We start from the raw sequence: 24,811 nt of genomic DNA, 5'->3' as shown, positions 1-24,811 counted from the left end.
TATGAATCAGCCACGCACCCCCGTTCGGCCCGAGATATTACAGCGCTGGGCAGAGTCTGCCGTCCTCGCGCGCACGATCGCGGACGTGCATGCGCGATGTACTGTACCGCTTGCCGGAAGCCAATCAGCACAACTCGACGATCTGTACCCGCGGGAGTCATACAGTCAGTGGGCACGCGAGGGCGTGCGCTCAGCGTTGGATCACATGTTGCTATGGGCGGACATCACAATTCCAACCGACGAGCGCGGGAAACTAGGGATTACGCATCAGGGCTTTCGCTGGTTCCATACGCTGTCGCGCGCTGCCATGGAGGGCGCGGCACAGTCCCTGTGGTTGACCCGAGCCAACAACTCCGGTGAGGCAATCGCACGGCTGATCCGCGCCGTTAGGGACGACCTACGGGAACAGCGTCTTGCCTATATCGCAAAAGGTGACGACGTGCGCGCGACAGAGCAGAGAATCGAATGGCACGCCGCACGCGCGCAAGAGTGGAAGGCATACGGTCCCGCCGTAGACAGAATGCCTACGTACGTCGAGATGATCCGTTTGGCGGCACCTCCCGCTGAAAGAGACCCCGGGGCATGTGAAGCCGCGTGGCGAACGGCCAGCGCAGCAGCCCACGGTAAGACGTGGGCCATCCTCGACCTTCAGACGATGACCAGTGATCCCATCGAATGGCGCCCGGGTCAGTTTCACACGCAGGGCGTCGCCGACCAAGACCGGCTCACTGAAACGATCGATATCGCAATGGCTCTGGTTGCCACGGCTTCAGCACAACTCCTACTTCGAAACGGATTCGACCCGACCACGGAGTATCAGAGATCTGCGATTGCAGTTGGTCGACGCTCACCGATGAAAGACGGTGGTGCCCTCGTCGAAGAACTCGCCAAGAAGCTGGGTATCGAGTAGATCCGTATTGCACGCATGTTGCACGCGCCCATCTGGACAGAAAAAAACCCCGGATAACCGGGGCTTTTCTTGTGCGCGATACTGGGATCGAACCAGTGACCTCTTCCGTGTCAGGGAAGCGCGCTACCGCTGCGCCAATCGCGCCTAGAAGGCTATTCAGTTGTGAGCGAGGTGGCGACGGGATTCGAACCCGTGTAAACGGCTTTGCAGGCCGGTGCCTAGCCACTCGGCCACGCCACCAGAGGTGGATTGGAACCCACATGCCGGCTCCTCCGGAGAGAATCCTGCACTCGAGCGGATGACGAGACTCGAACTCGCGACCCCAACCTTGGCAAGGTTGTGCGCTACCAACTGCGCTACATCCGCATTTCGTTCCCGGCTGCCCGGGCACTTGCAATACATTATCTCAGGTTCAGCGCATCACCAAACCGCTCCACGCCGCCGGGCGTGTCCACCCGGGAGGGCCGCCGGACGCCACGCCCGGAGGACGTCGCCGTGTCGGACAGGACCCTCGGATCGGGTATGCTCTTGATCTGTGCCACGGTGCACGAGACAACTCCACACGGGCGATTGGCGCAGTTGGTAGCGCGCTTCCTTCACACGGAAGAGGTCATCGGTTCGAGTCCGGTATCGCCCACACCGCACACGAAGAGCCCCGGCAGACCTGGGGCTCTTCGTCATCTCCCCCGCGTCCGTGCTCCACGACGTAATGTCGATCAGAGCCGCACGAGGAGGACGCCCATGTCAGCGAGACGAGTGGTCATCTCCGGCGCCGCCGGCCTCATCGGCCGAGCGCTCACCGCGTCGTTGCGACGCGATGACGTCGAGGTCGTCCACCTCGTCCGCCGTCCCGCACGGGCCGCGCACGAGATCGAATGGCTCACGGGGTCCGGCGCCCTCTCCCCCGATGTCCTGGCCGGCGCTGACGCGGTCGTGAACCTCAACGGGGCGAGCATCGCGCGCCTGCCCTGGACTGCCGGCTACCGCACGGTGCTCCGCGAGTCACGACTGCGTCCGACCCGCGTGCTGGCTGGCGCGTTGGCCGGCCTGGGCACGGACGCTCCCGCCCTTCTCTCGGCATCCGCCGTCGGCTACTACGGCGACCGGGATGGTGCAGCGGTCGACGAGACGGCGGGACCGGGCCGCACGTTCCTCGCCGAACTGTGCGTGGAATGGGAGCGCACCGCCCTCGCCGCGGCCGACCGTGCTCGCGTCGTCCTGCTGCGCACTGCCCCTCTGCTGCATCCGGATGCCGTGCTCAAGCCGATGATCGCTCTCACCCGATGGGGGCTGGGCGGCCCGCTGGGCCCGGCGACCCAGCTCTGGCCGTGGATCTCTCTGACGGACGAGGTCGCTGCGATCCGCCACCTCCTCGACGGCAGCCAGGTGGGCCCGGTGAACCTCAGCGGGCCCACTGCGGCGACGGCCGGCGAGATCGGACGCGAACTCGCTCATCGCCTGAATCGTCCCTTCCTGCTGCCCGCGCCCGCCTGGGCACTGCGGCTGGGTCTGAGCCGCAGTGCCGCCGACTCGCTTCTGCTGTCGTCCGTGGAGGCCGTGCCGGGAGTGCTCACCGGCACCGGGTTCTCGTTCCGACACCGCACTGCTGCCGCGGCCATCGCCGCGGCTCTGTGAGCGCAGACGCCTATCACAATCGGTCGCATCACGCGCCCCCGTTCCCTTCTCGTCCACGCGCGCGGACGATCGGAAGCCGATATCCCGTCGGCCGGCTGCACGTGCCCACCGAATCGCGTGGTTGCGCGGGCAGCCGGAGAGCAGAAGAGGAGCGAATCATGAGAGCACTGACCTGGCAGGGAAAGCGCGACGTCCGTGTGGATGACGTCCCCGACCCGCGCATCATCGAGCCGACGGATGCCATCATCCGCGTCAGCTCGACGGCGATCTGCGGGTCGGACCTGCACCTGTACGAGCTGCTCGGTCCGTTCATGGATCGCGGCGACATCCTCGGGCACGAGACCATGGGCGAGGTGGTCGAGGTGGGCGCCGACGTGCAGAGCCTGCACGTCGGAGACAGGATCGTGGTGCCGTTCAACATCGCCTGCGGAGAGTGCTGGTTCTGCGTGCACGGGCTGCAGTCCCAGTGCTCGACGACCCAGGTGCGCGAGTACGACAGCGGTGCGTCGCTCTTCGGCTATACCAAGCTGTACGGCCAGGTCCCCGGCGGTCAGGCCGAGTACCTGCGGATACCGCTCGCGGACTACAACCACATCGTCGTCGATGACGACCTTCCCGACGAGCGCTGGCTGTTCCTGAGCGACATCCTGCCCACCGCATGGCAGGGTGTCGAGTACGCGCACGTGCCACCCGACGGTGTGGTCGCCGTGCTCGGGCTGGGACCGGTGGGTCAGTTCGTCACCCGCATCGCCCGATCCCGCGGTCACCGCGTTCTTGCGATCGACCCGGTCCCCGAGCGCCGTCAGATGGCGATCCGTCACGGCATCGAGGTCTTCGACCTCACCGACGACGTCATCCCCGAACTGCGGGATCTCACGGAGGGGCGCGGTCCCGACTCCGTCATCGATGCCGTCGGGCTCGAAGCGCACGGCAGCCCAGGCATCAAGGCCGTGCAGCAAGCCGTCGGGATGCTGCCCGATGCCCTGTCGCGTCCGATGCTCTCCCACGCCGGTGTGGACCGCCTGGCCGCACTGCACGCGGCCGTCGACCTCGTGAGACGAGGCGGAACCATCTCGCTCTCCGGTGTGTATGCGGGTGACGCGGACATCCTGCCGATGAAGACGATGTTCGACAAGCAGATCTCCCTGCGCATGGGACAGTGCAACGTCAAGCGCTGGATCGACGATCTGACTCCGTTCGTCCGCGCCCCGGGCGACCCGCTCGGGGTGATGGACCTCGTCACCCACCACGCCCCGCTCGGCGAGGCTCCCGACCTCTATGGCGTCTTCCAGCGCAAGGACGACGGCTGCATCAAGGTCGTCCTGCACCCCGACGGACGCGACATCCCGCGGGACTGACTCGCCGAGACCGGCCGGTGCTCACCGCCGGTCGGTCAGCGCCGCGTCGGTGCGCAGTGCCGCCCGACCTTCAGTGCCGCCCGATCCTCAGCGCCGCCGCGATCGCCGCGTCGGGGCCGCGCGTCCACGGTTCGCCATGCCCGGGAAGCAGAACCCCGGCGTCCGCACTGCGGAGACCCTCCACGGATTGCAGCGCTCTGGCGCTGTCGGCGGTGGCGGCACCCGCGACGATCTGCGGTCCGCGGCGTCCGGTGTAGGGATCGAGCGTCACGATCGCGTCGCCGCACATCGTCACTCCCAGGTGCTCGAACACGAAGGCGCAGTGTCCACCGGTGTGTTCGGGGGTCCAGATCACCCTCGGCCGCCCCGGGACATCCAGAATCTGCCCGTCCGCGATGGCAGGAGTGGCGCTCGTCCCCTTCACGGTCAACGCCCCGTGCGCCGCCATCGAGATCAGCCCGGGGATCGCGCGCGGATACCGCAGCGGGTAGGCCCACCGGGGTCGCTCGTGCGCGTAGCGGTACGGATGGCGCACCAGGGCGGCATCATCAGGATGGACCAGCAGATCGACCCCCTCCTCGCGCAGTGAGCGCGCCATGCCGACGTGGTCGAAGTGGCCGTGCGTGAGGATGACGGCGTCGATGTCGCTCCTTCGCGCACCGAGCCGCGCGAGAAGCGCATCGAGCAGGCCCGCCGTACCCGGCAGCCCCGCGTCGACGAGCGTCAGACCGCCTTCGGCGGCAACGAGGTAGCAGTTGACGTGCGCGACATCGAGACGATTGATTCCGGGGGCCACCTCGGTCCACCCCGTCGGCCTGTTGTCCATGCGTCCACCTTGCGGGTCGGATGCGGCCGGCGCACGCGCCTTGCCGTCGCGTCCGGCGGGTGCTAGCCCGGTCCGTCCGCCGCTACTCCTTCGCCCAGCCGTAGCGGCTGATGAGTGCCCGGGCGACCCGGTCGTAGCGCGCGCGGTCGAGTGCCGCGGCCTCGCGGCGCATGCCCGCGTCGTGCACGCTGTAGAGCTGCTCGATGTCCACCCACGACTCCCGGCCCTGAGCGTCCCAGTCGCCGGAACCGATCGACAGGTAGTCCCGATCGCCGTCGTGCGCCCTGCTGGTCATCCGCACGGCGTACACCCGGTCGGCGGACTGCCTTCCGATCACCAGCACGGGGCGGTCCTTGCCGCGGCCGTCGTTCTCCTCGTAGGGCACCCAGGTCCAGATCACCTCGCCGGAGTCCGGCAGGCGGTTGTGCGACGGGGAGTACCCGACGTTCACGTCGTGCACGCGTTCCGGATCGACCTGGATCGTCCGGGAGCCCTGCGTCCGTCCCGGTCCCTCCGCGGCGGAGCGATGCTGCGTCTCACGGTTCGAGGGGCGGGCCTGCTCGCGACCGTCCGGGCGCAGCACGGCGTCCGGATGCCGGGGTCGGGAAGGCCTCTTCGGGTCTTCCTTCGCCAGCATCCGGACGATCATGTCTGCCACGGTGGCCAGGATGCGCTTGGTCGAACTCACGCATTCACCCTAGCCGCGGGTGGTCAGTTGACGAGGGCGTAACCCTCCTCGCCGTGCACGGCCTGGTCCACTCCGGCGACCTCGGCCTCGCTTGTGACCCGGAAGCCGATGGTCTTCTCGATCGCGAAGCCGATGGCGAATGCCACGATGAACGAGTAGAGCATCACGCCGCCGCAGGCGATGACCTGCACGGCCAGCAGTCGCGCATCCCCACCTGTGAACAGTCCCTGATCCATTGCGAAGAAGCCCAGGTAGACGGTGCCGAGCACGCCGCCGACGAGGTGCAGCCCCACGACGTCGAGCGAGTCGTCGAAGCCGAGGCGGAACTTCATCTCGACGGCCAGCGCGCAGGCGATGCCCGAGAGCGCGCCGAGCAGGAGCGCCCATCCCGGAGCCAGGTTGGCGCAGGCCGGGGTGATGGCGACGAGGCCGGCGACCAGACCGGACACCGCGCCCACCGAGGTCGGCTTGCCGTCGCGGATCTTCTCGATGAGGATCCAGCCGAGGATGCCGGCGGCCGACGCACCCAGGGTGTTGATGGCGATCAGGCCGACATTGCCCATGTCCTCCGCCAGCCACTCGGCGCCTGCGTTGAAGCCGAACCAACCGAACCAGAGCAGCGCGGCTCCCAGCAGCGTCAGAGGGACGTTGTGCGGCTTCAGGATGCCCTTCTGGAATCCGATGCGCTTGCCGAGGACCAGCGACAGCGCCAGAGCTGCGGCTCCCGCGTTGATGTGCACGGCCGTGCCGCCGGCGTAGTCGATCACGGCGATGCCGCTGTCGGCTCCGAACAGCGCGGTGCCGAGGTTCATGATCCAGCCTCCGCCCCAGACCCAGGCGGCGATGGGGAAGTATCCGATCGTGCCGAACACGCCCACGAAGATCAGCCACGGGCCGAAGCGGGCACGATCCGCGATCGCACCGGAGATGAGGGCGATCGTGATGATGGCGAAGGTCGCGCCGTATGCGATGCTCAGCAGCGCCACGTTCGAGCCGTCGCCCTCCGTCGTGGCGGCGAGGCCGAAGTCGGCGAGTGGGTCGCCGGCGAAGTGCGCGGGGTCGGCCACACTGCTCATCGAGTAGCCGTAGAGCACCCACAGCACGGCTATCAGGCCGATCGCGCCGAAACTCATCATCATCATGCTGATGACGCTCTTTGCCTTGACCAGCCCGCCGTAGAAGAACGCGACTCCGGGCGTCATCAGCAGCACGAGCGCGGTCGCGGTGATGGCCCAGGAGATGTTCCCAGCAGCATCCATGTCGAACCTCTTTCATCGAAGAATGAGGTCAAGTCTGGGATCGCCGTGTTTCGGCCGTACGCACCCCGTGTTGCGATCGTGTTACGCGGGCGGTGTCGAAATGACGATCTCGTTACACGGTGTCCGCGGAGTGCGTGAGGGCATTGAGGCGGGAGACGGCGCGCAGGTACTTCTTGCGATATCCGCCGCCCATCATCTCGTCGGCGAACACCGAGTCCAGTCCTACTCCGGTGGCCAGGACCGGCAGCTGCGCGTCGTACACCCGGTCGACGAACGCCACGAAGCGCAGGGCCTCGGACTGATCCGTGAGCACGCGCACATCCCGCAGCCCGACGACGTCCAGTCCGTCGATCATGCGGATGTAGCGGGACGGATGCACTTTGGCCAGGTGGCGGATGACGTCGGAGAACTCGTCGTCCGAGGCGACGCCGTCGCCGGCCGCGTCGGCCAGGCGCCGCGCATAGTCCGCGTCGTCCAGCACGGCGGCGCTGCCGTCGATGGACCGCTGCCGGTAGTCCACGCCGTCGATGCGGAGAGTCTCGAAGCTGTCGGACATCGCATGGATCTCGCGCAGGAAGTCCTGCGCGGCGAAGCGGCCCTCCCCGAGCGCGTTCGGCGGGGTATTCGAGGTGGCGGCGAGCTTCGTACCGGACGCCACGAGTTCGCCGAGCAGGCGTGTCATCACCATCGTGTCGCCCGGGTCATCGAGTTCGAACTCGTCTATGCACAGCAGATCGGCGCCGCGCAGCAGGTCCACCGTGTTGCGGTAACCGAGGGCTCCGACGAGGGCCGTGTACTCGATGAACGAGCCGAAGTACTTCCGTCGCGCTGGCAGCGCGTGATACACCGCCGCCAGCAGGTGCGTCTTCCCCACGCCGAAGCCGCCGTCGAGGTAGACGCCCGGTTTCATCGGCGTGGGCTTCGGCGCGCGGCGGAAGAATCCCGTCTTCTTCGCCGGCTCGCCGCCGCCGCAGAAGCGCTGCAGCGCGTCCTTCGCACCCGCCTGCGAGGGATAGGTCGGATCGGCTCGATAGGTGTCGAAGGTGGCGGAGGAGAACTGCGGCGGCGGAACCAGGCTCGCCAGCATCTCGGGTCCGGTGACTGACGGTGTGCGCTCGGTGAGGTGCACGACGCCGGTGCTGGTCTGCTGGGTCATCACATTCCTGAAGTCATAGTCTTACGATCCGGATGCCGGCGTGCCGAAAGGGATCTATGGTCAAAGGAGACGGCTCAACATTACGCCGTCGACCGACCCAACCCCGCGTCCTGAATCCAGAGGAGCAACTGTGACTGTCGAGCACGACAACTCATCCACCAAATTCTCCGAGTACGCCGAACCCGGCCGCCTCGTCACCACGGAATGGCTGGCAGCGAACGTCGACACGCCGGGACTGGTCGTCGTGGAGTCCGACGAGGACGTCCTGCTGTACGAGACGGGACACATCCCGGGAGCGGTGAAGGTCGACTGGCACACCGAGCTCAACGACCCGGTCGTGCGCGACTACGTCGACGGCCAGGGTTTCGCGGACCTGCTCAGCCGCAAGGGCATCTCACGGGACGACACCGTGGTCATCTACGGCGACAAGAACAACTGGTGGGCCGCCTACGCGCTCTGGGTGTTCTCGCTGTTCGGACACGAGGACGTGCGTCTGCTGGACGGCGGCCGCGACAAGTGGATCGCCGAGGGACGCCCGCTCACGACCGACAAGACGGTGCGTGCGGCGACCGAGTACCCGGTCGTCGAGCGCGACGATTCCGTGCTGCGCGCCTACAAGGAGGACGTGCTGGCGTTCATCGGTCAGGGCCCGCTGATCGACGTGCGCTCCCCCGAGGAGTACAACGGCGAGCGGACCACCGCCCCGGCTTACCCCGAGGAGGGCAGCCTGCGCGCCGGCCACATCCCCACCGCTCAGAGCGTGCCGTGGGGCAAGGCGGTCGCCGAGGACGGTGGCTTCAAGACCCGCGCCGAGCTCGACGCGATCTACCGTGACGGGGCGGGCATCGCCGACGGCGACGACGTCATCGCGTACTGCCGCATCGGAGAGCGGTCCAGCCACACCTGGTTCGTGCTCAAGCACCTTCTCGGGTTGGAGAAGGTGCGCAACTACGACGGGTCCTGGACCGAGTGGGGCAGCGCTGTGCGCGTTCCGATCGTCAGCGGCAGCGAGCCCGGCTCACTCTGATGGTGAGAGAATTGCACGGTGACTGACACGTACGTACCCGACACGCTGGCCACGACCCGCGACGAGTTCCTGGAACTCCCCGAAGCCGATCGCCTCGAGCTTCTGCTCGAGTACGCGAATGAGCTTCCCGAGGTCTCGGAAGAGGTCGCGAACCATCCGGAGATGTGCGAGCGTGTCGCCGAATGCCAGTCCCCCGTGTACATCTACGTCGAGGTCAACGACGGCGTCGTCGCGATGCATGCGACGGCGCCGCCGGAGGCCCCGACCACGCGAGGATTCGCCAGTATCCTCGTGCAGGGCATCACCGGGCTCACGCCCGACGAGGTGCTCGCCATCCCGAACGACTACCCGCAGACGATCGGGCTCACCCGCGCCGTCTCACCGCTGCGGATCGGCGGCATGACCGGCATGCTGATGCGGGCGAAGAAGCAGGTCAGGCAGAAGCGCTGAGCTCCCGCGCGATCATCCAATCGGTGATGGCAGCCGTCCAGCCGGCCTGGTCATAGTTCCAGAGCTTGGTGTGACGCGCCACCGCGAACGTCGGCATGGTCACCAGGTCGGGCCGTGCCGCCGCAAGGGCGTGAGAGGCGTCGGACGGCACGAACCCGTCGTCGTCGCTGTGCAGGATGAGGATCGGTGCGTCGAGTTCCGATGCCCGCGCCACCATGTCGAGACGATCGAACTCGATCGCATCCTCCGCCCCCCGCAGGCGCGCCATCACCGTGTTCTCCAACACCCCCATGGCGAGGGCGGGAATGGGCTCGCGCAGACCCTGCTCGCGCGCCTGGAACCGCAGCACGGTCCGCCAGTCCACGACCGGCGAATCCAGGACGAGTGCGGCGATGTGCTCTCTGTGCTCCGACGAGACGGCGGTCTGCAACGCGATCGCACCGCCCATGGACCAGCCCATGAGCACGACGCGCTTCGCCCCGTGGCGCAGAGCATGGCCGATGGCGGCATCCACATCACGCCACTCCGACGAGCCGAGCGCGTACCTGCCGCTGCGGGACGGCGGCGCCTCCCCGTCGTTGCGGTAGGAGACGACGAGCGTGGGATGTCCCATCGCGTGGAACACCGGCACCGCCCGCAGGCACTCCGAGCGCGTCGTGCCCCTGCCATGCACCTGGATCACCCACGTGTCCGAGGAGCCGGGGAAGAACCACGCCGGACAGGGACCAGCCGGGGAGCCGATGAGCACGCTCTCCCACGGCAGGTGCAGTTCGCTCGGCGTGACGTAATACCAGCCGCTGAAGGCGGCATCCCGATCGACCTGCGACCCCGCCTCGATCTGCGTCAGCAGCTTGCGGCGCACGGTCCTCGCATCCGCACTGAGCACCGCGCCCAGTTTCACGTAGTCGTAGGTTCCCGACGTGAACAGGCCGTAGCGGCCGGGCAGCTCCGTGTCCCTGGTGCGGCTGAGCTCGATGGTCTGCGCCCCGGTGTCGACGGCGAGGATGTGCGTGTCCGGACGACGGACCGAGGGCGTGACCACGCGGCGGGCGGTGGCGAGCACGGTGAAGGCAGTTGCCGCGCCCACCGCGAGCAGGGCGGGGACGGCGACGGCCACGGCGTGCCTGAGACTCTTCATCGCCTCCTGACTCTAGCCTGTCCACGTGACCGCACACCCGGATGCCGCAGCCCTCTTCGACGAGGCCGCGGCCCAGCTGCGCGATACCCCGTTCCGGACGGACATCGTCGTGCGGGAGATCCCCTCTCCCACCGGCATAGCGCCCTTCTCGATCGCGTTCGCCGCGGACGTCCGACCGGACGAGCACGGAGACTCGTCGTACGGCTCCGGGCGCTTCGTGCTGCTGCATGACCCGGAGGAGCCGGACGCCTGGAACGGGGCATGGCGGATCATCGCGTTCGCGCAGGCGCCTCTCGAGCCCGAGATCGGCACCGACCCGCTGCTCGCGGACGTCGCCTGGTCCTGGCTCGTGGACGCCCTGGAATCGCGCGCTGCCGGCTACCACTCGGCATCCGGCACCTCCACCAAGATGCTCTCCAAGGGCTTCGGATCGCTCTCCCGGGAAGGCGATGGCGCGCAGATCGAGCTGCGCGCCTCCTGGACTCCCGCTGCGCCGCTCCGCCTGCATGTGGAAGCATGGGTGGAGTTGGTGGGGATGCTGGCGGGTCTGCCGCCCGGGTCCGAGGACGTCGCCGTGTTCGGCGCGAGAAGGGGCGGACGTGGCTGAATACTCCGTGATCAGTGACCGCACGGAGTTCGAGGAAGCATGTCGCGCCCTTGCGCAGGCCGACGGCCCCGTGGCGGTCGATGTCGAGCGGGCCTCCGGTTTCCGCTACTCCCAGCGCGCCTACCTCGTGCAGGTCTACCGCCGCGGTGCGGGCGTCTTCCTCTTCGATCCGCCCGCGATCGGCGATTTCTCCGCCCTTCAGAGCGCCATCGGCGACGTGGAGTGGGTCTTCCACGCCGCGAGTCAGGATCTGCCGTCGCTGCGCGAGCTGGGGTTGAACCCGGCGACGATCTTCGACACCGAGCTGGCGTCGCGGCTGCTCGGCAGCGACGGGTTCGGCCTGGCCGCCGTCGTCGAGCATGCGCTCGGCATCACCTTGACCAAGGCGCACTCGGCCGCCGACTGGTCGACGCGTCCTCTCCCCGAGTCGTGGCTCGAGTACGGCGCACTGGACGTGTTCCACCTCATCGACGTCCGCGACGTCCTCGCCCAGGAGCTCAGCGAGGCGGGCAAGACGGAGATCGCTCGCGAGGAGTTCGAGGCGACTCTCACGCGCGAGCCGAAGCCGGCGCGCGCCGAGCCCTGGCGCCGCCTGAGCGGGCTGCACAAGGTCCGTGGAGCGCGGCAACTCGCCGTGGCGCGCGAACTGTGGACCGCGCGCGAGGAGTATGCGAAGGAGATCGACGTGTCCCCCGGCCGTCTGATCCCGGACCGGTCCCTGCTGGCCGCGGTCCTCGCGTCGCCGACGAGCAAGCAGGCGCTGGCCGGGCTCAAGGACTTCAATGGTCGAGCCAGTCGCACCCAGCTCGACCGCTGGTGGGACGCCATCGAGCGCGGACGAACGACCGAGGACCTCCCCCGTGAACGTGTTCCCAGCGACGCCCTCCCGCCACCGCGGGCCTGGGCTGACCGCAATCCCGAGGCGGATCTCCGTCTGAAGGCGGCCCGGCCGGTCATCGAGGCCCTGGCCGAGGAGATGCACATGCCGACGGAGAACCTCCTCACCCCCGACCACCTGCGCCGGGTGGCATGGCATCCGCCCGGGCTCACACCCGAGGCCATCGGCGAAGCGCTCGCCGAGCTCGGGGCGCGCCCCTGGCAGATTGCGCATACTGCACAGAAGATCGCGACCGCCTTTGTAGAAGGCCCGCAAATCGATTCGGATGCCGTCGAAGCGGCTTCGTAGGTTCGACCCAACCGATTCCTGACGCTCGGGGCCCACTCCTAGGCTGGCGGTATCCCAAACCAATGGAGGCAGGAGTGGCCGAGATCTCGGACGTCTTCTTCGTCGACGGAATGCGCACACCCTTCGGGCGCGCCGGCGAAAAGGGCATGTACTGGAACACCCGCGCGGATGACCTCGCCGTCAAGGCGACGATCGGGCTGATGGAGCGCAACGCCTCCGTCCCGGCCGACCGCATCGACGATGTGGCGATCGCCGCGACCTCGCAGACCGGAGACCAGGGGCTCACCCTCGGCCGTTCGGTCGCGATCCTCGCCGGGCTCCCTCAGACCGTCCCCGGACTGGCGATCGATCGGATGTGCGCGGGCGCGATGACCTCCGTGACGACCATGGCGGGCTCGATCGGCATCGGGATGTACGATCTCGCCCTCGCCGGCGGAGTCGAGCACATGGGCCACCACCCGATCGGCACGAACGCCGACCCCAACCCGCGGTTCGTCGCCGAGAAGATGGTCGACGCCGGCGCGCTGAACATGGGCGTGACCGCAGAGCGCATCTTCGACCGCTTCCCGCACCTGACCAAGGAGCGCTCCGACAGGTTCGGCATGCTCAGCCAGCACAAGGTGCAGGCCGCGTACGACGCGGGCAAGCTCCAGCCCGACCTGGTGCCTGTGGCCGTCAAGGACGCAGACGGCGCCTGGGGGCTCGCCACCGAGGATGAGGGCCGACGCCCGCAGACCACCATGGCGGACCTGGCCGCGCTGAAGACGCCGTTCCGCCCTCACGGCAGGGTCACCGCCGGCACCTCGTCGCCCCTCACCGACGGCGCCACGATGTCGCTGCTGGCCGGCGGCGGCGCCGTCAAGGAGTTCGGCCTCACCCCGAAGATGCGGATGGTGTCGTTCGCGTTCGCCGGAGTGCAGCCCGAGATCATGGGCATCGGCCCGATCCCCTCCACCGAGAAGGCGCTCAAGAAGGCCGGACTCACGATCGATGACATCGGCCTGTTCGAACTGAACGAGGCCTTTGCCATCCAGGTGATCTCGCTGCTCGACCACTTCGGCATCGCCGATGACGACCCGCGCGTCAACCCGTGGGGCGGCGCCATCGCCGTCGGGCACCCGCTCGCCGCGACCGGCGTGCGCCTGATGATCCAGCTCGCCGCCCAGTTCGCCGAGCGTCCCGATGTCCGCTACGGCCTCACCGCGATGTGCGTCGGCCTCGGACAGGGTGGCTCGGTCATCTGGGAGAACCCGTTCTTCGACGGAAAGAAGAGGAAGAAGTGAGCTACGACGACGTCGACTTCGCACCCATCATGGCACTGACCGAGGGAGAGGTCATCACACACTCCCCGGTGCGCGACATCCGTCTCGCCTCGGGCAAGGTCCTCGCCCTGATCACGCTCGACAACGGTCGCGATCACACCCGCCCGAACACGCTGGGCCCGGCGACCCTCGCCGAGCTCGGTGAGACCCTCGCAGGACTGAAGGCACGAGCCGCGGCCGGCGAGATCCAGGCCGTCGGCATCACCGGAAAGCAGTACATCCTCGCTGCCGGAGCCGACCTGTCCGACATCAGCCGGGTCGGTTCGAAGGACAACGCCCGCCTCATCGCGCAGCTCGGTCACAAGGTGATCGGCTCGCTGTCCGAGCTCGGCGTCCCCTCGTTCGCCTTCGTGAACGGCCTCGCCCTCGGCGGCGGCATGGAGATCGCCCTGAACTCCTCGTACCGCACCGTGGACGCGTCGGCGGCGGCCCTCGCACTGCCCGAGGTATTCCTCGGCATCATCCCCGGCTGGGGCGGCGCCTACCTGGTCCCGAACCTGATCGGCATCGAGAACGCCCTCGAGGTCGTCATCTCGAACCCGCTGAAGCAGAACCGGATGCTCAAGCCCCAGCAGGCGTTCGAGATGGGCCTGATGGATGCCATCTTCCCCGCCGCGAACTTCCTGGAGAACTCGCTGGCCTGGGCGGATGCCGTCCTCGGTGGCAAGAAGGTCGAGCGCAAGAACGAGCCGGGCAAGATCGAGCGACTCACGAAGTGGCCCATCGCCATCAAGATGGCCCGCGGGATGCTGGAGTCCAAGATCGGCACGGTTCCCCGCTCGCCGTACGTCGCCCTGGACCTGCTGGACAAGGCCAAGAGCGGCACCAGGGCCGAGGGCTTCGCCCGCGAGGACGAGGCGCTCGCCGATCTCGTCACCGGCGACCAGTTCGCCGCGTCGATGTACGCGTTCGACCTCGTGCAGAAGCGCGCCAAGCGACCTGTCGGCGCCCCCGACAAGGCACTGGCGAAGAAGGTCACCAAGGTCGGCATCATCGGTGCGGGCCTGATGGCCAGCCAGTTCGCGCTGCTGTTCGTGCGCAAGCTGCAGGTGCCCGTGCTCATCACCGACCTGGACCAGGCGCGTGTCGACAAGGGCGTCGCCTACATCCACGAGGAGATCGGCAAGCTCGAGGCGAAGGGCCGTCTGGACGGCGACACCGCCAACAGGCTGCGCGCGCTCGTCACCGGCACCACCGACAAGTCCCTGTATGCGGACTGCGACTTCGTCATCGAGGCGGTGTTCGAGGAGGTCGGCGTCAAGCAGCAGGTGTTCGGCGAGATCGAGAAGCTCATCGCCGAGGACGCGATCCTCGCGACCAACACCTCCTCGCTGTCGGTCGCCGAGATCGGCTCGAAGCTCGCGCACCCCGAGCGACTCGTCGGCTTCCACTTCTTCAACCCGGTCGCGGTCATGCCCCTGATCGAGATCGTGAAGACGGATGCCACATCGGAAGCCGCGCTGTCGACGGCATTCGTCGTCGCGAAGGGCCTGGGCAAGAATGCGGTTCTCACCGCCGACGCGCCCGGGTTCGTCGTGAACCGTCTGCTCGCGAAGGTCATGGGCGAGGCGGCGCGTGCCGTGTACGAGGGCACCCCGGTCGCCGACGTGGAGAAGGCGTTCGGACCGCTCGGTCTGCCGATGGGTCCGTTCCAGCTGATCGACCTGGTGGGGTGGAAGGTCGCCGCACACGTGCAGGATACCATGGTCCGTCACTTCCCCGACCGCTTCTACGCGAACGAGAACTTCCACGCACTGGCCGATCTCGATCAGGTCGTCGAGAAGGACAAGGGCGGTCGTGTCACCGGCTTCACGAAGGCAGCCGAGAAGATCGTCAAGCAGGTCGCCGGGAGCACTCCGGCATCCGCCGACGAGATCCTCCGCCGCGTGCAGGACGGGCTCGCCCAGGAGATCAAGCTGATGCTCGATGAGGGCGTCGTGCCCGAGGTCGAGGACATCGACCTCTGCCTGATCCTCGGCGCCGGCTGGCCGTTCATCGACGGCGGTGCCTCACCGTACCTGGACCGCGAGGACGCCTCGGAGCGCGTGTTCGGTGCGACGTTCCACAACCCGCCCATCCGCGGCATCGCGAGCTGATCGGCACGCGCCCACCACACCACGTCGAGCGGGGGTGGCCCCTTCGCAGGAGCCACCCCCGCTACGACCCGTCGCGACGGTCGCGGATCGTCCTGGCCGCGCGGCAGTCACGGATCCACCTGGCCGCGCGGCGACCAGGCCGCTTCGTCAGGAGTCCCGCGGCTGAGGTCGGCTCCTCGGTCCTGGCAGGCGATCCTGAGGTCAGCGGGACTCGTGGACAGGCAGCTCGATCGCGCCGGTCTCACCCGACTGACGCGCCACCGGCACCCGCTTGCCGAGCACCTGGGCAACCACGTCCTGGGCGATCTTCGCCGCTGTCAACCCGGCATCCTGCAGAATCTGCTCGCGCGTGGCGTGCTCGATGAACTCGTCCCGCACGCCCAGCTCGTCGACGGCCGTGTCGATCCCGGCCTCGCGCAGCACCTGGCGCACCCGGGTTCCCACACCGCCCACGCGGATGCCGTCCTCCAGGGTGATGACCAGACGGTGCCGTGCCGCCAGCTCCAGGACGGACGGCTGCACGGGGATCGCCCAACGCGGGTCGATCACCGTCGCCCCGATGCCCTGAGCGCGCAATCGGCTGGCGACGTCCAGTGCCAGTGCCGCGAACGGACCGATGCCCACCAGCAGCACGTCCTCGGTCTCGTCTCGCATCAGCAGGTCGACGCCATCGGGAAGCCGTTCGATCGCAGGGATGTCGTCGGGGACGGATCCCTTCGGGTAGCGGATCACCGTCGGGGAGTCGTCCACCGCCACCGCCTCATCCAGAAGCTCCTGCAGACGGGTCGCGTCGCGCGGTGCGGCGATACGGATGCCGGGAACGATCTGCAGCATCGCCAGATCCCAGATGCCATGATGGCTCGGACCATCCGGCCCGGTGACCCCGGCGCGGTCCAGGACGAACGTCACGCCGGCCCTGTGCAGCCCGACGTCCATCAGCACCTGGTCGAAGGCGCGATTCATGAAGGTCGCGTAGATCGCGACCACGGGGTGCAATCCGCCGTAGGCGAGGCCGGCTGCTGAGGCCACGGCGTGCTGCTCGGCGATGCCCACGTCGTAGACCCGGTTCGGGAAGCGCTCCGCGAACGGTGCGAGGCCCGTGGGGCGCAGCATCGCAGCCGTCATGGCGATGATCTTCTCGTTCCTGGCACCGGCCTCGACGAGCGCGTCGGCGAACACCGACGACCAGGAGACGCCCGAGGCAGCACCGAGGGCATCGCCCGTCTTGGGGTCTATGCGCCCAACAGCATGGAACTGGTCGGCGATGTCATCCCTGGCGGGCTGATAGCCGCGGCCCTTCTCGGTGATGACATGCACGATCACCGGTGCGCCGTAGTCCTTCGCCAGCTCCAGGGTCTCGAGGAGCGCGGGGATGTCATGTCCGTCCACCGGGCCGAGGTACTTGATGTCGAGGTTGGAATACAGTGCGACGTTGTTGGTGAAGCGCGACAGGAAGCCGCGCGTCCCACCGCGGACGCCGCGGAAGAGCGCCCGTCCGAAGGGCCCGAAGGCGCGGAACAGCCGGTCGGACTTGCGATGCATCTCTCGATAGGTCGCGGCCGTGCGCACCCGGTTCAGATAGCGGGACATACCGCCGATCGTGGGCGCATACGAGCGGCCGTTGTCGTTGACGACGATGACGAGGTTGCGTTCGTTGTCGTCGGAGATGTTGTTCAGCGCCTCCCAGGTCATCCCACCGGTCAGCGCGCCGTCACCGACGACGGCGACCACATGGCGGTCCGCGCGGCCGGTGGCGGTCAGGGCGCGGGAGATGCCGTCGGCCCAGCTCAGTGAGCTCGACGCGTGCGAGGACTCCACGACGTCGTGCGGGCTCTCCGCACGCTGGGGATAGCCGGCAAGGCCCCCGCGCGAGCGCAGCTGAGAGAAGTCCTGCCGTCCCGTGAGCAGCTTGTGCACGTACGACTGGTGACCGGTGTCGAAGATGAACGGATCCTCCGGAGAGGAGAAGACCCGGTGCAGCGCGATCGTCAACTCGACGACGCCGAGGTTGGGACCCAGGTGCCCTCCGGTGCGTGCGACGTTCTCGACCAGGAACGCACGGATCTCGGCGGCCAGCTCGGCGAGCTGCTCCGGCGTGAGCCGGTCGAGGTCTCTGGGACCGGTGATACTCGGCAGGATCGGCATGGACGCTCCTCCGCGACTCGACGACTGCGCGACCGGGAGGACGCGCGAACCCGTCAAGTCTATCTCCGGGTGGCTGTGCGGAAGGTGCGGCGACGCCGAAGGGCTCGGATGCCTGAAGCATCCGAGCCCTTCGATGAGTGCGCGTCAGACCAGCGAGCGCAGCACGTACTGCAGGATTCCGCCATGGCGGTAGTAGTCGGCCTCACCGGGCGTGTCGATGCGGACCACGGCATCGAACGTGACCGGCTGCTTGCCCTCGTCCGAGAACTCGCTGGGGGTGGCCGTGACCTTGACCGTCTTCGGCGTGGTGCCCTCGTTGAGCTGGGTGAGACCTTCGATCGCGATGATCTCGGTTCCGTCCAGGCCGAGCGACTCCCAGGACTGCCCCTCCGGGAACTGCAGCGGGACGACACCCATTCCGATCAGGTTCGAACGGTGGATGCGCTCGAAGCTCTCGGCGATGACCGCCTTGACACCCAGCAGCGTGGTGCCCTTCGCCGCCCAGTCGCGCGATGAGCCGGAGCCGTACTCCTTGCCGCCGAACACGACCAGCGGCACGCCCTGCGCCTGGTAGTTCATGCACGCGTCGTAGATGAACGCCTGCGGGCCACCGGGCTGGGTGAAGTCGCGGGTGTAGCCGCCCTCGATCTGCTGACCGTCGTTGACGGCCTTGACGAGAGCGTTCTTCAGGCGGATGTTCGCGAACGTGCCGCGGATCATCACCTCGTGGTTTCCGCGCCGCGAGCCGAAGGAGTTGAAGTCCTTGCGCTCCACGCCGTGCTCCTGCAGGTACTGCGCTGCGGGCGTGCCGGCCTTGATCGCGCCTGCCGGCGAGATGTGGTCGGTCGTCACGGAATCGCCCAGAGCCGCCATCACGCGAGCGCCGGTGATGTCGGCGACCGGGGTCAGCTCCATCGTCATGCCGTCGAAGTACGGCGCCTTGCGCACGTACGTCGAGTCCTCATCCCACTCGAAGATGGGACCGGTCGGGGTCGGCAGGCTCGTCCAGCGCTCGTCACCATCGAAGACGGTGGCGTACTGCTTGATGAACTGCTCGCGCGAGATCGAGGAATCGACGATCTCCTGCACCTCGTCCGTGGTGGGCCAGATGTCCTTCAGGAAGACGTCGTTGCCCTCGGTGTCCTTCCCGAGCGGATCGGTGTCGAAGTCGAAGTGCATGGAACCCGCGAGGGCGTACGCGATGACCAGCGGCGGCGAAGCCAGGTAGTTCATCTTCACGTCCGGGCTGATGCGGCCCTCGAAGTTGCGGTTTCCGGAGAGGACCGCGGTGACGGCGAGGTCGTGCTCGTTGACGGCGGCAGAGACCTCGTCGATGAGCGGACCGGAGTTTCCGATGCAGACCGTGCAGCCGTAGCCGACGGTGTAGAAGCCCAGTCCCTCGAGATCCTCGTTCAGACCCGACTTCTCGTAGTAGTCGGTGACGACCTTGGAGCCGGGGGCGAGGGTGGTCTTGACCCAGGGCTTCTGCTTCAGGCCCTTCTGCAGCGCCTTGCGCGCGACCAGACCGGCCGCGACCATCACCGACGGGTTCGACGTGTTGGTGCAGGAGGTGATCGCCGCCAGCGTGACCGCGCCGTTGTCGAGGATGTAGTTGTCGCCGGCAGGGGTGGTGACGGGAACCGGCGTCGAGGCCTGCGCCGGGGCGCCGCTGTTGATGTGCACCGGACGAGTGGTCGACTCCTCGTCACCGGGGACCTGACCGGGGTCGGAGGCCGGGAAGGAGTGCTTCGACTCCAGGTCGACGATGTCGTCGCTGGTCGATGCCGCGGCGTAGTTCAGGATGTCCTTCTCGAACTGCTCCTTGGCCTCGGAGAGCAGGATCCGGTCCTGCGGGCGCTTCGGGCCGGCGATCGAGGGGACGACGGTGCCGAGGTCCAGCTCCATGTACTCGCTGTACACGGGCTCCTTGTCGGCGTCGTGCCACATGCCCTGGGTCTTGGCGTATGCCTCGACCAGTGCCACGGTCTCTTCGGGGCGACCGGTGAGGCGGAGGTAGTCCAGCGTGACGTCATCCACGGGGAAGATGGCGGCAGTCGAGCCGAACTCCGGCGACATGTTGCCGATCGTGGCACGGTTGGCCAGAGGCACGGAGGCGACTCCGGCGCCGTAGAACTCGACGAACTTGCCCACCACGCCGTGCTGGCGCAGCAGATCCGTGATGGTCAGCACGACGTCGGTCGCGGTGACACCGGCGGGAATCTCGCCGGTGAGCTTGAAGCCCACCACCCGCGGGATCAGCATGGAGACCGGCTGGCCGAGCATGGCCGCCTCCGCCTCGATGCCGCCGACGCCCCAGCCCAGCACGCCCAGCCCGTTGACCATGGTGGTGTGCGAGTCGGTGCCGACGAGAGTGTCGGGGTAGGCGCGCAGCACGCCGTCGACGGTGCGGTCGTAGACGACCTTGGCCAGGTGCTCGATGTTCACCTGGTGCACGATGCCGGTGCCCGGGGGGACGACCTTGAAGTCGTCGAAGGCCGTCTGGCCCCAGCGCAGGAACTGGTAACGCTCGCCGTTGCGCTCGTACTCGATCTCGACGTTGCGCTGCAGGGAGTTCTCGGTGCCGAACAGATCGGCGATCACGGAGTGGTCGATGACCATCTCAGCGGGCGAGAGCGGGTTGATGCGGCTGGGGTCGCCGCCCAGAGCGGTGACCGCCTCGCGCATGGTCGCCAGGTCGACGATGCAGGGCACGCCGGTGAAGTCCTGCATGAGCACGCGGGCCGGCGTGAACTGGATCTCGGTGTCGGGATCCGCGGTCGGATCCCACGAGCCGAGCGCCTCGATCTGGGACTTCGTGACGTTGGCACCATCCTCGGTGCGCAACTGGTTCTCCAGGAGCACCTTCAGGCTGAACGGAAGCCGCTCGCTTCCCTCGACCGTGTCGATGCGGTAGATCTCATAGTCGGTGCTGCCGACCGTCAGGGTGCTCTTGGCACCGAAGCTGTTCACCGTGGACACGTATCCGTCTCCTTCTGAATCTGATGGGAGCGACAGGCGACTCCATCTTGCTCGTCGATCGAGCATCGCGGCTAGCAAGGCACGCCTTACCAGTGTGCACCGCCTGCTCTCTCGACAGAAGCCTGAAATTTATCTTGATGTCGAGATAAATCTATCAGATGCGGAAGGCATCCCGATCATTCGCGACGCGGGTACAGCGCACGCACCGCGAGCCAGGTGACCGCGATCATCGGAGCGAACAGCGGCAGTCCCATGATCAGCTTCAGCGTGCCGAGCAGGGTCACCTGATCGGTCAGGTACAGGGGCAGCTGGACCGCGAGACGGAGCAGGAACAGCAGACCCCAGGCGATGCCGAGCCAGAAGAAGGCCCGGCGCTTCCTCCGGTCCGCGCGCCACGCCGTGCCTTCACCCATCAGGAATCCGACAGCAAGACCGATCAGCGACCAGCCGACGAGTGCGGCGACGAGCATCGCGGTGCCGTACACGGCATTCGTGATGAGCCCCGGGACGAAGTTGTCCGCGCCGCGACCCGTCCACAGCGCCAGCAGTGCTGCGGCTCCGGCGGCGAACAGCCCGCCCAGTGCCGCGGACGGCGGCGACTTCTGCACGAGCCTGACCAGGGTGAACACAGCCGCCAGCCCCACCGAGACCCCGAGAGAGAGGATCAGCGGGTCGGGGCGCAGCGTGAACAGCAGCACGAACGCCAGGCTCGGCAGCACCGATTCCAGCACGCCGCGCCAGCCGCCCATGGCGCTCCAGACGACCTTCTGCGTGCTCGCGCCGCTATCGGGGTCCAGGCCCGCACGGCGCGCGGCACCGCCCAGCGCGGCTCCGACGAGTTCGGCGGCCGAGGGCTCCGTCGCCCCGCGGTTCGGCTGCGTGTCGTCGGAGCCGGTCACGCCGAGCCCGGGGTCGACGGCATCTTCAGCGGGATCAGGTCACGCGGGGGCATGGGCGATCCACCGCGGACGACGACGATCGACCGGAACAGATCCTCGACCTGCTCCGCGGCCGCGGGGTCGGATGCCGCGTCTCCGCCGATCACGCCGCGCAGGAACCATCGGGGGCCGTCCACTCCCACGAAGCGCGCGAGGCGCATCTCCGAGCCCTCCGCCGCGGTCGCCGGCACCTCGGCCAGCAGCTCCTTGCCGAGCGGGCCCTCGCGCTCCTCGACGCGGCCGCCCTGCGTGCGGATCTGATCGCGCAGCTGCACCCGTGTCTCATCCCACAGCCCGCGGGAGCGCGGCGCGGCGAACGGCTGCACCTGCAGCGACGATCCGGCGTAGTCGAGCCCGACCGCGACGATGCGCTTGGTCTGCTCCTCCACCTCGAGGCGCAGATTGAGTCCTTCGCGGGGCAGCACCTTGATGCCGCCGAGGTCGATATAGGGGCGGACCGGGTTGGCTTCCGCGTCGTCGAACGGCCCGGCCGTCGCGCGGTCCACCGGCGCCGACTTGAGTGTGGGTTCGATCTCTTCAGTCATTCGCTCTTTCCCTGGGTATAGCCGGTGGATCCGAAGCCGCCCTCGCCGCGGACGCTGTCCGGGAGCTCGGCAACGGGTTCGAAGCGCGCCTGGACCACGGGCATCACGATCAGCTGCGCGATGCGATCGCCGACCGCCACATCGTACGCGTGCTCGCTGTCGGTGTTCAGAAGGCTCACCTTGATCTCGCCCCGATACCCGGCATCGACCGTGCCCGGTGCGTTGACGACCGTGATGCCGTGTCTGGCGGCCAGGCCGCTGCGGGGTACGACGAACGCCGCATGCCCCTCCGGCAGCGCGATGCGCACCCCTGTGCCGACGAGGGCGCGCTGGCCAGGCTCCAGGCGCACCGCCTCCGTGGCGACCAGGTCGGCTCCGGCGTCGCCCGGGTTGGCATAGAACGGGACGTTCGCGGCGATAATGGGAACGGCAACGGAATGAGTCACCCCATGAGGCTAATGCAGAACACCGAGCGCGACGCGCGACCGATCTACCGCGAGCGACTCGCGCCCAGTCTGTGGATGATCGTGGTCATCGCGCTGGTCGGACCCATGGTGTCACTCGTGTTCGCACCGGTGGCCGCGGGGGTCGCGGTCGCCATCGGTGCAGCGGTCGCGCTCGTGCTGGTGGTGCTGAGCATCCTGCTCTCCCCCACCATCGAGGTGCGCGGCACGGTGCTGTACGCGGGCCGCGCGCACATCGACGCACGATGGCTCGGGGAGCCCGCCGCCTTCACCGGCGAGGAGGCGCACGATCGTCGCAGTCGTGACATCGCGCGCGACGGCTGGCACCTCATCCGAGGCGGGATCGATGGCATCGTCGTGGTGCCGGTCACCGATCCGGCTGACCCGATGCGCACCTGGACGATCTCCTCGCGCACCCCGGATCGTCTCAGCGCCGCGATCCGCGCGATACGGACACCCGACTGACGCAGAACGCGCCCCGAGCCGTGAGGCCGGGGCGCGCGCGTCGAGAATGCGTCAGGCGGCGCATTCCTTGCAGATCAGCCCGTCGGGGCCGTCGTGGTCGAGCTGAGAGCGGTGCTTCACGAGGAAACAGCTCATGCAGGTGAACTCGTCCTCCTGGGCGGGGAGGACGACGATGACGTCCTCCACATCCGAGAGGTCGGCTCCGGGCAGCTCGAAAGCCGCCGGGTTGTCGGAGTCCTCGACGTCGCCGGCGCCGGTCTGGCCGTTCGGCACACGCTCCTTGAGTGCTTCGATCGACTCGGAGTCGTCTTCGCTCTTGCGGGGTGCGTCGTAGTCGGTTGCCATGCGGTAAATCTCCACTTTCCGTGGTGCGAGTGGTTTCGGGGGGTGTGCTGATTCGGGTGTTCAGCGGCGTTAGTTTGCACGACGGCGAGCCATTTCGCAAATGCTCCCGTCCTCGCACGGGGAAACTCACGGCACGCCCACGGTATTCCCACCGTCCGCCGGGTCTCCGTGACACCATGAACGCACACCCATCAGAGGGGCATTCGCATGGAAAACGTCACCATCGTCGGAACAGAGGCGGGCGTACTCGTTCTCGCCACGGAGTCCGGACAGCGCTTCGCCCTGCCCATCGACGACGTGCTGCACCGCGAGGTCCGACGGGCGACCCGAGAGAGCGAGCCGACGGCCGCGCGCCTTGCCGCGAGCCCGCGTGACATCCAGACGCAGATCCGCGCGGGCCTGTCGACCTCCGAGGTCGCCGCACTGCTCGGAGTCAGCGAATCGGACGTCGCCCGCTTCGAGGGACCTGTGCTGGCTGAGCGGGAGCACATCGTCGGGCAGGCGCTCGCCGTGCCCGTCCTGATCGGCAGTGAGGTCGAGCCCGACGCGCAGCCCACCTTCGGCGTGGCCGTGCGCGCGAAGCTCGCGGATCTCGGCGCCGTGGACGAACGCTGGGCCAGTTGGAAGGATGAGTCGGGCTGGACCGTGAAGCTGGAGTTCACGGCGGAGGATGTCGAGCACGACGCCCGCTGGGCTTTCGACCCGCGCCGCAGCTCGCTCTCACCGCTGAACGCCGATGCCACGCAGCTGTCGCGGGCCGGCGCGCTCCCGGAGGGTCTGATCCCCCGCCTGCGCGCGGTGGATTCCGAGCGCGTCTCGCCGTACAAGGACGACAGCCGTTTCGATTCGGGCGCGTTCGGCCCTCGACTGCTCCCTCCGCCCGACGAGCAGCCGGACGCCGCGCGTCCCGCGCCGGAGCACTCCAGTCCGGCGGTGCAGCAGGCCGCCGCGCGTCGCGCCCCGGAGGAGAGCCACTCGAGCGCCGAGACCGCCGACCTGCTGGAGGCGCTGCGTCGCCGTCGCGGCCAGCGCGAGTCGGCTCCCCTGTTCGACGAGGCGGACGCCGAGGAGCCCAATCCCATCGCTCTCTTCGACGCGGTCGAGGAGGAGCCGGAGGAACCCGCGCGGACTCCTGCACCCGAGAGCGCCGAGTCCTCCTCGGGTCGGCGCAAGCGCCGCAACGCGATGCCCAGTTGGGATGAGATCGTCTTCGGCGCCCGCACGGACGAGTGAGCCGGGCGTGGACGCGGACGCGTGACGCGCGGATGCGTG

Annotated in this window: 22 protein-coding genes and 4 tRNA genes; 12 read left to right on the top strand and 14 right to left on the bottom strand. The window is 68.0% G+C overall.

The window, feature by feature from the left end; genetic code table 11:
- Nucleotide 1 precedes the first annotated feature (1 nt).
- Complete coding sequence (locus ACFQY2_RS12210) at nucleotides 2–910, top strand: hypothetical protein (RefSeq protein ID WP_378746090.1); 909 nt, start codon at nucleotides 2–4, stop codon at nucleotides 908–910.
- Between the two features lie 72 nt (nucleotides 911–982).
- Here the strand turns inward: ACFQY2_RS12210 and ACFQY2_RS12205 are convergent.
- From ACFQY2_RS12205 to ACFQY2_RS12195, 3 genes are all read right to left on the bottom strand, one after another.
- A tRNA-Val gene (locus ACFQY2_RS12205) sits at nucleotides 983–1,054 on the bottom strand.
- Nucleotides 1,055–1,079: 25 nt separating this feature from the next.
- Nucleotides 1,080–1,150, bottom strand: a tRNA-Cys gene (locus tag ACFQY2_RS12200).
- 53 nt (nucleotides 1,151–1,203) lie between these two features.
- Nucleotides 1,204–1,276 (bottom strand) — tRNA-Gly (locus ACFQY2_RS12195).
- Between the two features lie 198 nt (nucleotides 1,277–1,474).
- Between ACFQY2_RS12195 and ACFQY2_RS12190 the strand changes: the two genes are divergently transcribed.
- The 3 genes from ACFQY2_RS12190 to ACFQY2_RS12180 all read left to right on the top strand — a co-directional run bounded on the left by ACFQY2_RS12190 (nucleotide 1,475) and on the right by ACFQY2_RS12180 (nucleotide 3,903).
- A tRNA-Val gene (locus ACFQY2_RS12190) sits at nucleotides 1,475–1,547 on the top strand.
- A 104-nt stretch (nucleotides 1,548–1,651) separates the two neighbouring features.
- Nucleotides 1,652–2,545: a TIGR01777 family oxidoreductase gene (locus ACFQY2_RS12185; RefSeq protein ID WP_378746089.1), complete on the top strand. Its 894-nt coding sequence runs from the start codon at nucleotides 1,652–1,654 to the stop codon at nucleotides 2,543–2,545.
- A 158-nt stretch (nucleotides 2,546–2,703) separates the two neighbouring features.
- Nucleotides 2,704–3,903: an alcohol dehydrogenase catalytic domain-containing protein gene (locus ACFQY2_RS12180; RefSeq protein ID WP_378746087.1), complete on the top strand. Its 1,200-nt coding sequence runs from the start codon at nucleotides 2,704–2,706 to the stop codon at nucleotides 3,901–3,903.
- Nucleotides 3,904–3,973: 70 nt separating this feature from the next.
- Here ACFQY2_RS12180 and ACFQY2_RS12175 read toward each other — a convergent pair whose 3' ends face one another.
- From ACFQY2_RS12175 to zapE, 4 genes are all read right to left on the bottom strand, one after another.
- Nucleotides 3,974–4,729, bottom strand: coding sequence for an MBL fold metallo-hydrolase (locus ACFQY2_RS12175; protein WP_378746086.1), 756 nt, complete (start codon nucleotides 4,727–4,729; stop codon nucleotides 3,974–3,976).
- Nucleotides 4,730–4,811: 82 nt separating this feature from the next.
- The gene (locus tag ACFQY2_RS12170; RefSeq protein WP_378746085.1) at nucleotides 4,812–5,417 is read right to left on the bottom strand and encodes a type II toxin-antitoxin system PemK/MazF family toxin; all 606 of its coding nucleotides are present in this window, start codon (nucleotides 5,415–5,417) and stop codon (nucleotides 4,812–4,814) included.
- A 23-nt stretch (nucleotides 5,418–5,440) separates the two neighbouring features.
- Complete coding sequence (locus ACFQY2_RS12165) at nucleotides 5,441–6,676, bottom strand: ammonium transporter (protein ID WP_378746084.1); 1,236 nt, start codon at nucleotides 6,674–6,676, stop codon at nucleotides 5,441–5,443.
- Nucleotides 6,677–6,788: 112 nt separating this feature from the next.
- Nucleotides 6,789–7,832 carry a cell division protein ZapE gene (gene zapE, locus ACFQY2_RS12160; protein WP_378746083.1) on the bottom strand — a complete coding sequence of 348 codons (1,044 nt, stop codon included), beginning with the start codon at nucleotides 7,830–7,832 and terminating at the stop codon, nucleotides 6,789–6,791.
- Between the two features lie 130 nt (nucleotides 7,833–7,962).
- On the opposite strand from zapE, the gene ACFQY2_RS12155 reads away from it, so the two are divergent.
- Entirely contained in the window at nucleotides 7,963–8,859 is an 897-nt protein-coding gene (locus ACFQY2_RS12155) for a sulfurtransferase (protein ID WP_378746081.1), read from the top strand.
- An 18-nt stretch (nucleotides 8,860–8,877) separates the two neighbouring features.
- Nucleotides 8,878–9,309 (top strand): SufE family protein, encoded by a 432-nt coding sequence (locus ACFQY2_RS12150; RefSeq protein WP_378746080.1) that lies wholly within the window; start codon nucleotides 8,878–8,880, stop codon nucleotides 9,307–9,309.
- Here the strand turns inward: ACFQY2_RS12150 and ACFQY2_RS12145 are convergent.
- Nucleotides 9,293–10,447 (bottom strand): alpha/beta hydrolase family protein, encoded by a 1,155-nt coding sequence (locus tag ACFQY2_RS12145; RefSeq protein ID WP_378746079.1) that lies wholly within the window; start codon nucleotides 10,445–10,447, stop codon nucleotides 9,293–9,295. The genes ACFQY2_RS12150 and ACFQY2_RS12145 overlap by 17 nt on opposite strands.
- A 25-nt stretch (nucleotides 10,448–10,472) precedes the next feature.
- On the opposite strand from ACFQY2_RS12145, the gene ACFQY2_RS12140 reads away from it, so the two are divergent.
- The 4 genes from ACFQY2_RS12140 to ACFQY2_RS12125 all read left to right on the top strand — a co-directional run bounded on the left by ACFQY2_RS12140 (nucleotide 10,473) and on the right by ACFQY2_RS12125 (nucleotide 15,658).
- Nucleotides 10,473–11,054, top strand: a complete 582-nt coding sequence (locus tag ACFQY2_RS12140) for a DUF3000 domain-containing protein (RefSeq protein WP_378746078.1) — start codon at nucleotides 10,473–10,475, stop codon at nucleotides 11,052–11,054.
- On the top strand, nucleotides 11,047–12,240 hold the full coding sequence (locus ACFQY2_RS12135) for a ribonuclease D (RefSeq protein ID WP_378746077.1): 1,194 nt from the start codon (nucleotides 11,047–11,049) through the stop codon (nucleotides 12,238–12,240). Before ACFQY2_RS12140 ends, ACFQY2_RS12135 begins: the two co-directional genes overlap by 8 nt.
- 74 nt (nucleotides 12,241–12,314) lie before the next feature.
- The gene (locus tag ACFQY2_RS12130) at nucleotides 12,315–13,523 is read left to right on the top strand and encodes a thiolase family protein (protein ID WP_378746076.1); all 1,209 of its coding nucleotides are present in this window, start codon (nucleotides 12,315–12,317) and stop codon (nucleotides 13,521–13,523) included.
- 29 nt (nucleotides 13,524–13,552) lie between these two features.
- Nucleotides 13,553–15,658 (top strand): 3-hydroxyacyl-CoA dehydrogenase NAD-binding domain-containing protein, encoded by a 2,106-nt coding sequence (locus ACFQY2_RS12125; RefSeq protein ID WP_378746170.1) that lies wholly within the window; start codon nucleotides 13,553–13,555, stop codon nucleotides 15,656–15,658.
- A 201-nt stretch (nucleotides 15,659–15,859) separates the two neighbouring features.
- Here ACFQY2_RS12125 and dxs read toward each other — a convergent pair whose 3' ends face one another.
- The 5 genes from dxs to dut all read right to left on the bottom strand — a co-directional run bounded on the left by dxs (nucleotide 15,860) and on the right by dut (nucleotide 22,711).
- A complete protein-coding gene (gene dxs, locus ACFQY2_RS12120; RefSeq protein ID WP_378746075.1) occupies nucleotides 15,860–17,803 on the bottom strand; it encodes a 1-deoxy-D-xylulose-5-phosphate synthase in 1,944 nt (647 codons plus the stop codon).
- A gap of 144 nt (nucleotides 17,804–17,947) precedes the next feature.
- Nucleotides 17,948–20,782, bottom strand: coding sequence for an aconitate hydratase AcnA (acnA, locus tag ACFQY2_RS12115; RefSeq protein ID WP_378746074.1), 2,835 nt, complete (start codon nucleotides 20,780–20,782; stop codon nucleotides 17,948–17,950).
- A gap of 176 nt (nucleotides 20,783–20,958) precedes the next feature.
- Nucleotides 20,959–21,681 (bottom strand): DUF3159 domain-containing protein, encoded by a 723-nt coding sequence (locus tag ACFQY2_RS12110; RefSeq protein ID WP_378746073.1) that lies wholly within the window; start codon nucleotides 21,679–21,681, stop codon nucleotides 20,959–20,961.
- Nucleotides 21,678–22,265 carry a DUF3710 domain-containing protein gene (locus ACFQY2_RS12105; protein ID WP_378746072.1) on the bottom strand — a complete coding sequence of 196 codons (588 nt, stop codon included), beginning with the start codon at nucleotides 22,263–22,265 and terminating at the stop codon, nucleotides 21,678–21,680. Before ACFQY2_RS12105 ends, ACFQY2_RS12110 begins: the two co-directional genes overlap by 4 nt.
- Complete coding sequence (gene dut / locus ACFQY2_RS12100) at nucleotides 22,262–22,711, bottom strand: dUTP diphosphatase (protein ID WP_378746071.1); 450 nt, start codon at nucleotides 22,709–22,711, stop codon at nucleotides 22,262–22,264. Before dut ends, ACFQY2_RS12105 begins: the two co-directional genes overlap by 4 nt.
- A gap of 3 nt (nucleotides 22,712–22,714) precedes the next feature.
- Here dut and ACFQY2_RS12095 point away from each other — a divergent pair, with 3 nt between their 5' ends.
- Complete coding sequence (locus tag ACFQY2_RS12095) at nucleotides 22,715–23,194, top strand: DUF3093 family protein (RefSeq protein ID WP_378746069.1); 480 nt, start codon at nucleotides 22,715–22,717, stop codon at nucleotides 23,192–23,194.
- 51 nt (nucleotides 23,195–23,245) lie between these two features.
- Here the strand turns inward: ACFQY2_RS12095 and ACFQY2_RS12090 are convergent, their stop codons facing one another.
- Nucleotides 23,246–23,539: a DUF4193 domain-containing protein gene (locus ACFQY2_RS12090; RefSeq protein ID WP_378746068.1), complete on the bottom strand. Its 294-nt coding sequence runs from the start codon at nucleotides 23,537–23,539 to the stop codon at nucleotides 23,246–23,248.
- Nucleotides 23,540–23,746: 207 nt separating this feature from the next.
- Between ACFQY2_RS12090 and sepH the strand changes: the two genes are divergently transcribed.
- A complete protein-coding gene (gene sepH, locus ACFQY2_RS12085; protein ID WP_378746067.1) occupies nucleotides 23,747–24,772 on the top strand; it encodes a septation protein SepH in 1,026 nt (341 codons plus the stop codon).
- The last annotated feature ends 39 nt before the right edge of the window (nucleotides 24,773–24,811 follow it).

The sequence above is a fragment of the Microbacterium sp. GCM10027623 genome, from assembly GCF_042666935.1.
In the GTDB taxonomy this organism is placed as follows: domain Bacteria; phylum Actinomycetota; class Actinomycetes; order Actinomycetales; family Microbacteriaceae; genus Microbacterium.
Note: the sequence above shows the minus strand (reverse complement) of the source record. Positions and strands in the feature narration are given on the sequence as shown.

Coding starts and splice junctions, on each gene's coding strand:
- ACFQY2_RS12090 (WP_378746068.1), bottom strand. CDS start 23,539: ATGGCAACCGACTACGACGCACCCCGCAAGAGCGAAGACGACTCCGAG.
- dxs (WP_378746075.1), bottom strand. CDS start 17,803: ATGCCGATCCTGCCGAGTATCACCGGTCCCAGAGACCTCGACCGGCTC.
- ACFQY2_RS12165 (WP_378746084.1), bottom strand. CDS start 6,676: ATGGATGCTGCTGGGAACATCTCCTGGGCCATCACCGCGACCGCGCTC.
- ACFQY2_RS12210 (WP_378746090.1), top strand. CDS start 2: ATGAATCAGCCACGCACCCCCGTTCGGCCCGAGATATTACAGCGCTGG.
- ACFQY2_RS12125 (WP_378746170.1), top strand. CDS start 13,553: ATGGCACTGACCGAGGGAGAGGTCATCACACACTCCCCGGTGCGCGAC.
- ACFQY2_RS12145 (WP_378746079.1), bottom strand. CDS start 10,447: ATGAAGAGTCTCAGGCACGCCGTGGCCGTCGCCGTCCCCGCCCTGCTC.
- ACFQY2_RS12180 (WP_378746087.1), top strand. CDS start 2,704: ATGAGAGCACTGACCTGGCAGGGAAAGCGCGACGTCCGTGTGGATGAC.
- ACFQY2_RS12185 (WP_378746089.1), top strand. CDS start 1,652: ATGTCAGCGAGACGAGTGGTCATCTCCGGCGCCGCCGGCCTCATCGGC.
- zapE (WP_378746083.1), bottom strand. CDS start 7,832: ATGACCCAGCAGACCAGCACCGGCGTCGTGCACCTCACCGAGCGCACA.
- ACFQY2_RS12175 (WP_378746086.1), bottom strand. CDS start 4,729: ATGGACAACAGGCCGACGGGGTGGACCGAGGTGGCCCCCGGAATCAAT.
- ACFQY2_RS12105 (WP_378746072.1), bottom strand. CDS start 22,265: ATGACTGAAGAGATCGAACCCACACTCAAGTCGGCGCCGGTGGACCGC.
- ACFQY2_RS12095 (WP_378746069.1), top strand. CDS start 22,715: ATGAGGCTAATGCAGAACACCGAGCGCGACGCGCGACCGATCTACCGC.
- sepH (WP_378746067.1), top strand. CDS start 23,747: ATGGAAAACGTCACCATCGTCGGAACAGAGGCGGGCGTACTCGTTCTC.